This window comes from Segatella bryantii (assembly GCF_022024215.1).
Taxonomy (GTDB): Bacteria; Bacteroidota; Bacteroidia; order Bacteroidales; family Bacteroidaceae; genus Prevotella; species Prevotella bryantii.
The window spans coordinates 309,340-323,769 of sequence record NZ_CP091797.1 but is presented as its reverse complement, the minus strand read 5'-3'; the positions used below and the strand labels follow the sequence as shown (position 1 = coordinate 323,769).

3 protein-coding genes are annotated in these 14,430 nt (G+C 41.5%); all 3 read left to right on the top strand.

All coding sequences use genetic code 11. The features are described from left to right. Positions 1–13 precede the first annotated feature (13 nt). From L6471_RS01120 to L6471_RS01110, 3 genes are read left to right on the top strand one after another with little or no spacing between them, the layout of a single operon-like run. Positions 14–964 (top strand): hypothetical protein, encoded by a 951-nt coding sequence (locus tag L6471_RS01120; protein ID WP_144263859.1) that lies wholly within the window; start codon positions 14–16, stop codon positions 962–964. 37 nt (positions 965–1,001) lie between these two features. Continuing rightward, positions 1,002–1,982, top strand: coding sequence for a hypothetical protein (locus L6471_RS01115; RefSeq protein ID WP_144263860.1), 981 nt, complete (start codon positions 1,002–1,004; stop codon positions 1,980–1,982). Between the two features lie 28 nt (positions 1,983–2,010). Continuing rightward, positions 2,011–14,397 (top strand): T9SS type A sorting domain-containing protein, encoded by a 12,387-nt coding sequence (locus tag L6471_RS01110; RefSeq protein WP_237797066.1) that lies wholly within the window; start codon positions 2,011–2,013, stop codon positions 14,395–14,397. Positions 14,398–14,430 lie beyond the last annotated feature (33 nt).

The window sequence follows — 14,430 nt, the reverse complement described above, 5'->3', positions numbered from 1 at the left end:
CAAGCGCATGAAAATGAAAACCATCATACGATATATAATGCTGGCACTGCTGGCAGTGATGATGGGCAGTTGTAGTATCATTTATGAAGACTTAGACGACTGTCCGTCTCCTCCAGAACCGGAACCTGTCGTTAATACTACCGATGTTACAATAACCTACAATCTAAGTGGTGTTATTGAAAGTGATTCGCTCATGGAAAAAAGCCTCGGTAGTCTAAGTTCTCATAATTATGATTCATATTTTTTCGATGATAACAGCAAAGACTTTGCGCTCAAGACTAGATACAGTAATCAGGGTACGAGTTTGACGATCCAGGGAGAGATGAATATCAACAAATATATGAATGTAGCTATTACAGATGTAAAAGAGACTTCACAAGTAACCCTGAGCGACTCGTCTAGTTTTACGAATTTCAGTATCAATAATATCCTCGCGGATAGCATAGGCAGCCATGCCAAGATTATGTATTATGCGCTCGAGACCATGAATATCGACACACTTAATCGCGAGTTTACCGTAAATTTGAGTCCGATGAACAGTGTGGTAGAAGTCATTATAGACACCACTGCTGCCACACAAATCGTTAAGAACGTTACGGTATCTATCGACAGTCTCTATACTGGAATAAACTTTAGCAATGATTTTTTATATACCTTTAGTCGTAAAGAGATTATTAAAACATATCCAGCAGTCGCAATCGAACAAGGGAAACTTGGTTTTGTCGGAGTAGGATTCCCATCGCCAGAAGAATGGTATTATACCATAAAAGCAGCACTGACCACAGGAGAGACGGTCTATACTCGGATAAAGGTTGAGGAAAAATTAAAACCTGGTGAAAAACGAATTCTGGAAATCAAGATGAACGAATCCGGTACAATAGGTGACCAGGAGTTACAACAGAATATGGGTATGAGTGTCATCACGACATGGAAAGAAGGTCATACTTACGAACCGTCTATCTAACCTCACTCCCCATGAGATAATAACGAAACGGAAACATATGAAAATACATCAGTTATCCATCCTTATGCTGTCCGTATTGCTATTCATATCGTGTAGCAATCATGAAGATACAGAACCATCTGGCATAAAGACGAAAACACTTCCCGTAGAAATAGAGATACCTGCAGAACAAACGACACGGGCTTGGGGAGATCCTGGTTCTGGATATAGCTATAAGCTGCCTCGCTATCTTTATCTTTTTCTGGTAAGTAAATATGCTGACTCGAATAACGATACGACCACAACGGTGCAATATATCACTTCTGAACTTGATTCGGCACTGTGGGAAAAGAATGAAGAAGAAAACATCTATAAATATATAGGTGGTATCAAAGTTCCAATACCAGAACTGAGAACGACGGGTGAAGTCTATTGTGCTACATCTTACAGTCCTCTACATCTCAACTCTGATGATCCATTAACACAGCAAGATGTACTGAATACCTCTTTCAGTTTCAGCAAGAACGATGATACCTATGCACATCTCAAAGATATCTACTCTACTAACGCCGACTTGAAAAACGGTACACAGTATTATGGTATAATTAGTGACTACGAGTCGAATAATCCATATATTAAACTGAAAATGTATCATGTGGCAGCCATACTGGACATAGACTGGAATGTTGCAGAGGATATCAATGAAAGCGTTAGTGTAAAAAGCATCACCATCGAAGGTTTAAAACAAGAAGGATGTTTGCTTTTCAGGCCTAACAAGAATACAACTGCCGGAAGCAATACATATCAAGAGACCTTCAATACGACACCAGGAACTCAATGGTATGGACGTACCTATTATTATATTATACCTTATGCAGCCGATGGCACGAACATACAATTACCATTACGCATAGAAAACGGTATTTCGGGTGGATATAAACAAACCACCATCAATATGACAATAAACCAAAGCAGCTTTGTTCCATGGATGTACGGTAATATCATCATCAAAGATGCTACGGGATGGCTTAATGATTAAAGTATAACCCAAAAACGGATAGAACAATATGAAACGATATATACTCCTTACCTTTTTTGCGCTATTTATACTAAAAGGATGGGCACAAACGGATACAATAAGATACGTTAATCCAAGCAACAAATCAAAAAATGTAATGCCTGATGGCAAAACCTGGGCCACAGGTTATGCACACGTACAGGATGCCATCAATAGTCTACACAACTACATGAAAGCTAACCCGAATGTCACGTCGGGCAGCATATATGTCATGGGTGGTGACAGTGCCATTTTCTCCCCACTTGAAACCACAGAGAAAGAGGCATCGTCTATACAGAATACCGCTATTAATATCTATGATGGTATACATGTATATGGTGGCTTTAATCCACATAACCCGGAATCAACTCCAGCAGAACGTATATTGGTGGATGAACAAAATGCTGACAATACCATTACAGTAGGTGAAAGAGACGCTCTTGACACTGCCGGTACCGGATCGGATATTGCACACTGGTCATTTAAGACACCAACCATCTTTACAGGTAAGCATGGTGCTGGTGAAGTGACATTTGAATGGAATGATACTGAAAAGAAATATAACACAAGATATCCTAGCAGTTCGTATCACGTCGTATGGTTTGGTACTGCCGGTGAAGAAACGGATGAGGAAACCAGTACACATAAAAAAGTAACAAACCGCCGTAAAGCCTATACCTATGGTGCCAGTCTAGACGGTGTTACGATACAAGACGGTAACGCCAATAATAAACAGTCAGAGATACGAGCCCATAATAGCTATGGCGGTGGTGTATATATGGTAAAGAACACGATCCTTCGCAACTGCATTGTTACTCACAACAGTGCTGCTATAAAGGGTGGTGGCGTATATCTAGACGGTGGCGGTCTGGTAGAAAACTGCCACATCGTAGAGAATCAGAGTATCGGTTCAGGTATCACCGACGGAATGGGCGGTGGTGTTTCTATCGGATGGGAAGGTGGAATACGAAAGAGCTATATCGAGAAAAATGTTGCCCGCATGGGTGGTGGCCTAAATATTACACACGAAAATGACAGAGTTCCACTGAGTTGGCAAACTGATGACAGAAACCAGTATGCAGGATATGCCACTTCGTGTATCATCACCAACAATACTTCTATTACAGAAGCCGGTGGTGTTAATATCGGCAACGGTGGAGTCATCGTAAACTGTACTGTAGCAGAAAACGAAAACGCCGGTGCTGATGTAACCTATAAGAATCACCGATACGGTAGAAGCGGTGGTGTATATATAGACAAAATGGGCGTTGTATATAACACCGTTATCTGGGGCAATAAATGTAGTACGAATACGGATATACAATATGCGGCTTACATACAGGAAACAACCGATGAAAACACCAAGGTGAACCGTCCAATAGTAGCCTATACTGCTATTGCAAATCACGATATCACCAACTGGAATGGAACCCATAAAGATAATGTACTATCACTCGAAAAGGGAAATTATCCTGAATCAACTACTGCTTCAGGACATTTTCCTTATTTTATGGACCCATCTTCTATCATCGGTGCGAATGGTCAAACACCCAACAACGTGTATACAGACTGGCGTATCAGTGCTCGTTCCGATTTAGCATATCGTTCTGTACAAATACAAGATATCCCTACTTACAATAAGATCATCTTACATGCACAGGTGCAAAGCGACTTACGCGGTCGTACTCTCTACCCGATTTCTTCTTGCGGAGCCATGGAATGCGATGAAAGTAAAACCCGTGAAATTATGATGGCTTCTGTTGAAGAAAGCGACAATGGTCAGTTAATACCTACTATTTTTGTAGACCCTAATTTCAATGCCATTATCCGTGGATCTATATTCGGAACAAGTTGGGAATCACCATTAACCAATGTCAGTGAAGCCATTAACTATTTCCAAAAGAAATATTCAGATAAAGGCAACAATACGCAGAAAGTTCAAATTCTGATTAAAGAAGGTAGCATAAACACGACAGGACCAAGCTCGTATGTCAATAATATGCTCCACTCAGCTTCTCTCCGACCACAATCTTACATGCGCATATTTGGTGGTTATCCTTCTGAATTAACTGGTACAAATACCCAGCAAACCATCAACGAAACTACTTATGCACGTAATCCATTGAATTACAAGACTATTGTAAGTGCCAATAATATTAACCAGGGATTTAATACCAATAGTGTACATGTCATGGAGTTGAATAACGTACACGACGTGATCGTAGATGGACTTACCCTGGAATATGGTAATTCTACTTCTATCAATTCAAACAACACACTGCCAAGTGGCGGTGCCATTATGATCTCAAATGTCAATTATGACACGAATACCGAACCTACGGGACGTGTGAACATGGACAACATTGAGATAAGAAACTGTACGATGCGAAACTGTGTTGCAGAAGAATCGGGTGCAGCTGTCTTTGCAAATGGATTCTATTATACAGGAACCCAAGATGATGGTGCCGACGGAAATGTCGCACTTAAAAATGTTTGTCATATCAGTGCTAAACTTCTTAACTGCGTCATCAACAACAATACCAACCAGTCTGGCACAGGTATCGTAACAGCCCGAGGTAATGCAGAAATCGTGATGGACCATTGTACATTAGTTAACAATGTAGGTATACCATTGCAAAGTATGCAAGCTCGTGGATATTCAGGAACGATCAATGCAACCAACTGCGCTATATTCGGAAATGTAACCGACTCGGTAAACATAACCGATATCGAAAACTACATCGCACCATTAGCAACTTCTCAAAATACGACCCTGAAAACCATTATCGGTAATAATAACATCGTAGACAAGACGATAACAATTCCGACGGGTTTCATGGATATGACCAATATTAAACAAGTATTGGGATCCGATGCCAACGACATCAAGAGCTATGCTCACTTTGAGAACGCTACTCAAACTGTAGGCGCAAGACATAATCAGGATAATATTACTATGTATGGTGGTGCTCCTGATTTCATGCCTAAAGATATGAACCCGATGGTGAATGCGGCAACTACTGATGACAGTAATGCCACATCTACCGACCTTACTACTGTAAATAAAAGAAATATCGGTGGTGCTCCTGATGCCGGCGCTATCGAGAATAATACACTCCCTGAAAACGGACAGGTAATCTATGTTCGCGAATCAGACGGTGTGGATGATAATGCTCACGGTGGCAGCTGGGGTTCTGCGCTCAAGACTATCTCCGCTGCCCTAGAACGTGCCACATACGGACAAGACATTTGGGTTGCTGCAGGTAAGTATTATGAAAACCTTACCATGAAGGAAGGCGTCAATGTATATGGCGGATTCCTGAACTATGGTAATCCAGGAAAAGAAGAAAACGAACGAAATATTTCTAACGAAGATTCTGAATATCAGACCATTATTGATGGTGACAGAAGCGGTAGAGTACTGAATCAGGAAGAAGACTTTAGCAAAGAAACGATCTGGGAAGGATTTACAATACAAAATGGTTTATGGGCTTCTGCCATTGCTGATGAAATGACTATATCTGAAAATGAAGTCATCGTAGATACACTCACGAGTGCATGGAGCCATGGTACTTACGGTACGAAGATAGTGAAGGAAATCACTCAAAATGTTACAGGTCACTTTACTAGACATTATAACGAAAGTGAACCTTCTTGGAAATCGGGTGTGGGTGTAAACCTTATGAGTAATGGTACACTGAAAAACTGTCTGATTAAGGATAACTTAATGCAGATGCAATACCCTACCCAGTATCTGGTTAAGAATGTACGCAATAAAGTTATTAAGATTACAATCTACACCAAAGACAGCGAAAATGGCATCGAAAAATCGACGACATCCATCAAATACGATAACAATTCAAGTCGTATCTATAATATGGTTGATGGTAAGTACAAGAACGCTAAAGGTGGTACAGAATATGGTGGTGCCGGTATTGCTACGACAAGTGGAAGTAAAGTACTCAACTGTATTATACGCAACAATGTTATCGATTTCAGTTCTCTTGATGGTAGTGTTGTAGCCAATGTATCTACTCCTGCTCGCGGTGTAGGAGTACTTATGGATGGTGGCGATATTGTAAATTCACTTATTGTAGAAAATTATTCAAATGTCGGTTCAGGTGTTCTTGGACAAGGCATTTACATCAAGAGTAAGAGTAGCCTATATAGCTGTACCATCGCATATAACAATGGATTCAATGTAAGAAGCAACTTTACTGGTGCTGCTGCCCCTGGTGTGTGGGACGATGCTTCTAATCCTAATAAAGGTAGCGGTTGGGCTGCTAATGCATCACAGTTCTATAACTGTATCATCTGGGGAAATGCAGGTTATGGTATCACAGGCGAAAACTATAACAACTTGTGCCGTACAAACTGGCAGGCCTCTATCGGTGTTACCGGTTTCTTACATAACTGTTACCACTCTACTCCATCCACCTACTTTGCCATAGAAGGTGTAAACAACAGTCACTCTGCGGTAACAGACTCCACCTTGGTATACAATACCAAGAATATCGACTATAATGGTGTGCCTGAAGCCAATTCTAAATATTACGAGGCCGCGTATGTAGATGCTTACCGCCAAAGCTGTTATGATGCCAATCTGTTTAACGAATACAACTATCCATATTTCCCAGATGGTTCATCAGACAATAATTATAGCATCAATCGCGCAAGCGATGTTGCCAATAATTGCATCAACATGGGTGCTGATGAATGGGCAGACGAAATGGATAGCAAATTCAATATTATAGAAGATATTACTGGAGCGAACCGTGTACAAGATTGTAAAATTGACAAAGGTGCATACGAATACGATGGTACTGGAGAAATTACTCCTGTAATAGAAGGCAATTCTGCAACTTATTATGTAACAGAGAATGGTGCTGGTACTGCCAAAGGTACGTTGACAGAACCAGCCTGTATGCAGAAACTACAGAAGATACTCGATGCTGCTGGTCGATATAAATATGCAAACCCTACTTCTGCTGTAACTGTAAAACTCGCCAGTATTCCTGACGGTCATTACTATCCAACCCGTACGACTCAAGAGAACTACTCTACCATTAATCCGCGTAACTTCTCTATCATCGTACCACGTGGTGTAAAAGTGATGGGTGGCTATCTTGACACGGATAATTTTGCTTCTCGTAACATTATTGACAACCGTACCGTACTGTCGGCAAAATATACCAGCGAAAACATTGTCACGCAGAGTTATCATGCCGTAACCTTCACGGATCATGTATTTGATATCAATCAAAATCTGGAATATGAGGATGATGGTGTAACTCCGAAGTCCATCACCAAGAAATTAATAGATACCTATGGTACAACGCTGATTGATACCATCCAGAATATCGAACAACCCAATATTCGAGCTGTTCTTGATGGACTCTATATTGAAGATGGATCTGCCAATGGTATCAACACAGAAGACCAAATCGGTGGTGGTGCTATCATACCAAATTATGCCATGATCCAGAACTGTATCATCCAGAATAACAATGCACTAACAGAAGGTGGCGGTCTTTACTTACAAAAACGTGCTCTCGTAATCGGTTGTATTGTAGAAAATAATTCGGCTGATTATGGTGGTGGTATCGCTGTCGTCGATAACAACGACATGAGTGAGAATGCGTATTTGAATTACCCGTATGTAGTATCATCTACGGTCGTCAATAATACCGCTACTACTCGTGGAGGTGGTATCTACTTCCTCAATAACTTCCGTACCAACTCCAGTGTATACTGGGCTAATACTAGTAACGACCAGGCTGACTTATCGGGTGTTACCACCACAACAAATGGTTTGAAAGGTGATATCTATCCCGTTACCTATTGTGCTATTACCAACCAGATAGCAGACGGATCAAACAATATATCTGTTGATGCTGACGAAACGAAAGGTGTAAGGTGGAATAACACAGACGACGACAAATACTACTCATTACAGGTACTGTCACAGCTTACCCGAGGTGGTATGTCGTATGCCAACTTCCGCCGAATGCAAGAAAGCTATCCAAGCATCGACTCTCTTGACATCAATGGCTTGTCACGTATGGCAGTAAGTTTATCCGACTATAATGCCAAACGATCAGATTACGATGGTAATCCATGGACCGTGAAGAGCAATTCATATATCGAAATAGGTGCACGTGTGGTCAACTATGCATTCATGACCTACACATCACAAAACATTACCACCGACAATCTGATGACACGAATCTTTGTGGCCCATACAGAATATGTAGAACCACAACGAGCTATTGCATGGCAGCAATCTGACAATACGATGTATAAACAGGTTGGCAGCTCATTTGCCAATCCGTTCTTACGCCTTGACGATGCCCTGGAATATGTAGCCAAAGCCCGACAGAGTTCGATAAACAATATCAACAATACACGATTTGAAATTTTCCTGGCGCAAGGTAGATATTTTCCTTACACCAATATCGACCGTAACAACTCTTCAGCCCGAGGCAATACCTTCCTCATTCCTGAAAAGGTTACGATAATCGGTAGTATTGATGTATCAAAAGATGACCATATGTACTGCCAGAGCAGCACTATAGGACAGGATATAACCATCACAAGTAATCAAAATACCTATACCCTCAAAGGGTGTACCACAGATAGTATCCGCGCTGCTCGTGAGCATATCGATTTCAACAAGAACTCGATCTATGAGCTTTGGGAAATGGCTGCTCAAACCACCCTGAGTGGTGAAGTTACTATCGACGACAATACTCCAGGTAATGTGAACCATGTTATCTCTATCATCAATGATGATTCCAAAACGGGTAAATCGCCTGATATGTTTACAGGCACAAACCTTACCAATGGAGAAACCACATTAGACCGTACTAAGGAAAGCCAGGAGTCTATGATGAGTCGTATGATCATCATAGATGGCATAAAGGTTACCAATGGTAACGCCAGTGAATATACTGATACTACAGTATACAACCTTAATGGCTACTTCCGAGGTGGTGGTATGTATATTGATGGAAACCCTGAGACTACGGTCTTCGCAAATTCTAACGAACAGCATAAGTTGACACGTACTATCGAAACAAATGCTATGGAACGTGGTCTGCGTGATAAAGCTGTACTCCTTGCTAACTGTATCTTCCAGAACAATAATGCGATACAGGGTGGTGCCATCTTCTCGAATGGTACACTCTATATTAGTGGTTCTGAATTTGTACAGAATACAACTGTCGGTCCTAGTGGTTCAACTGCTAATACGGATAACCGTTATGTATCATACAGTGGCGGTGGAGCTATTGCGTCCAACTCAGACTTATTAATGGGTAACTGTCTGTTGGCCAATAACGAAGCACTATATGGAGATGTTGCTATCACCATAAACGCTGATGATGTAACATTACATAACGGAAAGACCGTCAATAAGAATGCTAATCAATATCAGGGCTATGGTGGTGCCATCTGGTTGGGAGACGAATCCGCCATCTATATGATGAATACCGATATCGTACGCAACAAATCTGTAGGATATCCTTGTATCTTCAACTCTATCCCTAACCGTTCTGACAATATCCACCACTATGCCATCAATAACGTGTTCTGGGGTAACGAAATCTCTACAGAAAACAATGATACGCTCAAAACAATCATGAACATTGAGGAGTGGAAAGGTGTCGACAATGCACCTTCTATATTCTTTAATGCTTTTGAAAGCGGTCAAGCTCACACTCCTTATCGTACTCTCGATCCAAAATATAAGCGTATCAACTTTACCGGAAACTTCCAGGATATCGCTCCTCAATTAAGAGAGACACAGGAAGACGGTACCGTAATACAGTATGATATGAACATACTGCTCGATAGCGACAACGATGCTCTAGATGGTCCTAACTTTAAGGAACCTACCGTAGAAGCAGGTGCAGATGGTTACATGGAACAATGTAACTGGATGCTCTCTCGTATTAACAACTTATGTGATAACGGATGGGGTTACCTGGAACAAGATGAAAATGGTAAATTCATCAAAAATAGTGATGGCTCTTATGCTGGTGGTGGGTATTATAACTACTGGTCACGTCTCACTAACCGCTATAGTAACCTTACCTTGGTGCCACTGGGCGACGAGGTTTATATGGAATATAGCAATGTAGAAACTGACTTGAACGAAAGTAACAAACGTATCTCTAATGATCCATTGCATAAAAAAGGTCTCAACTATGACTATATCGACATGGGTCTGTACGAATATCAGCATACGATTCTAGCATTGAATAATAGCCACGAAGTAGATACCATTTGGGTGGCTCCTAGCGAAGTCGTCGGTCAGAACGATGGTAAAACTTGGAAGACCCCTACCTCAGACTTGCAACGTGCAATAGAGGTGCTATTAATGAGTAGAAACGACCATCCTAAAGTGCTCAATATCGAAGCCGGTACATATTCTCCAGCTTACGTGATGAACGATAATTTGGGATACACAATCGCACTGGGTAACTATAACAACAACTCTATCGAACTGAAAGATACTGTCTATACGGGTATCGGTTATGGTATAAAGAGTCTTACTATTAATGGTGGATGGAATACCGAAGCCGAAGAATGGAATCCGGAAACATATCAGGTTATCTTTAAACCTGGTAACATCTATGGTAGCACAACGAATCATATCTTGAATATCGTAGATGTGGAAAACCGTGAGACCGAAATGGATGTGAAGGAGGATAAAATAACGCGCCCTACCTTTAAGACCGTACCGATTACCATTAATGGTATTACCTTTATTAATAATACAGGACAAAGTACAAGTGGCGGTTCTTCTATTAACTATCAGGACCAATATTGTTCGGAGAGTAAGACCGAAACGGCTACAAAAACCACCGTTCCACTTAACCCGAACGATAATGATGATCCTAAACTGATTATCAAGAATTGTATTTTCCGTGAGAATGGTATACCAGGCAATACGACAGCTGCGCCAGCGGTTACTATTGGTACAGGTGGCGGACAGGCACTTATCTACAACAGTCTGTTCCACTCAAATATCGGTATCCCAGTAAAGGCTGTTGATACCAAGATAACCAACTGTACCTTCGCACTCAACGGAGGTCACACACAGCTTTCTGAGTCTGGATATACTTACACGCTCAATTCAAACGAAGAAAACAAGACATGGGGTCCTTATACCAGTGAACTGCATAACTGTATTATCTGGAAGGATGATACTCTTGCTTCTACCAAGTATGCACAACAGTATGAATTAACACATACGGGCAACCAGATAGATGAGGGTTCTGAATATAACAGTTATAATGCCGTATATGGTATCGAGAACACGAATGAAGACCAGGCACATTACTACAATGTAGGCTTGGGTGATAACAATAGTCTTGTGCTATATGGTCCTAACTTCATTGCCCCATTCGAGAGCAATGCAGCAGATTGTAACTTTAAGATTAGACCTGCCGACCATACCTGCCGCCGCGCAAATGCACGACTTTTTGCAGAGAAAGCGCTACTTCGTAATTTTACGGGTATGAGCGATGAAGCCATTCAGGATTCTGTCGTTACTGATCTTAAACACCAAACAGACCTCTCTGGTACCTTCAGCCGTTACAATGGTAAAGGTATGGAACGTGGTGCTTACGAAAATGTCATTGACCTGCAGCGCATATATTATGTAAAGCAGAATCAGGCATTCAATCCTGAAGTACAAGATGGTAAGAGCTGGAATTCTGCATTCGGTGGCGGACATTTACAGGATATCATTGACGGTGCTACACTTTATGTACACCTGAATACGGATAAAAAGAAATCATACGTCCTGGTAAATGGTCAGGCTACTGAACCACAGTTGACTATACGCGATGGTGTAAACTTGTATGGAAGCATACATTCTCTCATAGAACTGGGTGATACGCTGAATATGCAAGATAACGAGAAAGAGAATGCGATCACTGACATGATTAATCATATCAAGGCTGACCGTCGTGGTATGGCATCTGAAACCAACAGCGCTAATGCCACCCGTATACGTGGTCTCATTACGGAACCGGTCAATAATAAAGATAACATTCTGGGTAGCATTATAGATGGCTTTATCATCGAGAATGACAGCATAGCTGAAACTCCGGCTATCGAACTTGATAATGATCGTACCACCCTTCGCAACCTTATTATACAAAACAATAAGAACAAGGGTGAAGCTCTGATCAAAATCAAAAATGGTTTGCTCTATAACTCTCTCATCTATAACAATACGGCAACGACCCTCGTGGACAATCAGGGTGGTGTACTGCTCAACAATACCATTATTGCCAACCAGGCAGATGGTATTACTGTAGACAATAAGAGTGGTGAGGTCATCAATACGTTGATGTGGAACACTGCTACTGGCACATCAGCTGAAAAGAATGGAAACGGAACATTCACCACCTGCAATACGGCAAGCCAGGTGAATCCGTTCATTCCATATATGGATAATACCCTTTATGCTCATCAACCTACAGCATATACAATCTATCCTACCTATTACTATCAGTTGCACGAAGCGAGCAGTATGATTAATGCCGGTACGAATATAACCACACCAAGTGGTGAACTTATCATCGGCAACAAACACTTCTCACACGATGCAGTAAACTTTGCAACAGACCGTGATATCTTAGGTAATCCACGTCTACTCGGTAAACAGGATGGTGAAACATCCAACCATATTGATATTGGTGCTTTTGAAGTATGGAACATCTCTGACCATCAAAATGTCTATACCGAAAACACCACAAACACAGAGGCTAATCTAACGGAGGATGATGACAGCTACCGTACCTATACCAAGAATTACGGTGGCAACTTCTATCCACATGCGGGTAGTGTCATGTATATCGGGCGAGGGGCAAGATTCAATTTCAACAAGAATGCGAGTGAAACTCCTATTTTTGACGCCGACAACGCATTCATGCCAAGTTATCTACTCCTCAAAGACAGTGCCTCTCTCTATGGTAATCGTAACGTGATACGAGCAAGCTATGTCGCTATTGAGAAGACACTCAAAAAGGGTGATCGCTATAAACTCATGTCGCTTCCATTCAATGAGTACTATTGGGATAATGTAAATGTGGTATCTAGTCAAGATGGTAATATCACATTAAGTAAATTCGATCTCACCAATGCTGTGGTTAAGACCTACAATGGCGAAACTCGTTCTGCATGGAACTACGAATATCAAACTGAAAATTCGTCATGCTGGGAGGATGTGCATGTCGATACTCCTCTTCAAGTTGGAGAAGGATGGATGATAGACTATGGCCGCTCTCTCAACGAAGATCAGACCATTCGAATGACAGCCTTTGCCAAGAATAATAACAGCTTTGCCTACGAGGAAGACGGTAGCGATAAGCAGGTTATTCTTACACAGCATAACACGATAGATCGTAGTGGAACGGCTCACTTTACTAGAGCAGAAAATATGGGATGGAACTTTATCGGACTTCCATACTTGGTAAGTAATTACAATACTGCTACCGGTCAGAATGGCAAGTACCAGATGCACATTCCACATGTGCTCTATGGCGTAAACAGTGAAGACGGTACATACCAGAGTGCAGACCAGATGGTAACTCTCCCAAGCTGGGAAGAAGGTTCTGAGATAACGATGGGCGACGGCTACTTTACACAGACCGCAACTCAAAGTGATACCGAAAAAGTTACCTTCCGCCTGCCTATAAACCCAGAAGAACCAACACAGGCTGCTGCCAAGCCAAATATCATGCTAACGGCAGAGAATGGTACTAAAGATGCTGTTAAGATGGCTCCATCTGCTGAAGCCACAAGCATTACCTACAGTGTTGGTAACGGTGGTGTAAAATGGGATGCCATCAACGATACCCTACCAGAAATTTATGCAAACGCTTCTGACGGCACACGTATGAGCTGGGTACCTGAAGCTCCGGTAGAACAGGAATTGGGTATAGGTATCAAAGCTGCAAAAACGGGTAACTATACGATATCATTACCTGAGGTTGATGCTTTTGATCAAGTTAGTAATGTATGGCTCATAGACCATGCAACGGGTTCTGTTACCGATCTTAAGGATAATGCTTACCAACTTACAATCAGCAAAGCTGGTACATACGACAACCGTCTTGCTATTAAGTTTGGTGGCATGCAACCTACGGGTATTAAGACTGCAGAGGCTAGCAGTACATTAAGCATATATGTAGAAAATACGACCTTACATGTTAAGGGTATCGAAGGTGCAGAAGATGTCAATATCTACACCATCAGTGGTAAACTCTACAGCCATGCTCATCAGGTACAAAACGAATATACCAAGGAACTACATCCTGGTGTATACATCGTGAAAGTTAAAAATACAACCAAGACCATCGCCGTGAAATCACAAAAGTGATTTCACGGGCCGATGGCTCTTTGATATGAATAG

Bases quoted from the DNA above. Each gene is read 5' to 3' on its own strand.
- L6471_RS01115 (WP_144263860.1), top strand. From the start codon at position 1,002: ATGAAAATACATCAGTTATCCATCCTTATGCTGTCCGTATTGCTATTC.
- L6471_RS01120 (WP_144263859.1), top strand. From the start codon at position 14: ATGAAAACCATCATACGATATATAATGCTGGCACTGCTGGCAGTGATG.
- L6471_RS01110 (WP_237797066.1), top strand. From the start codon at position 2,011: ATGAAACGATATATACTCCTTACCTTTTTTGCGCTATTTATACTAAAA.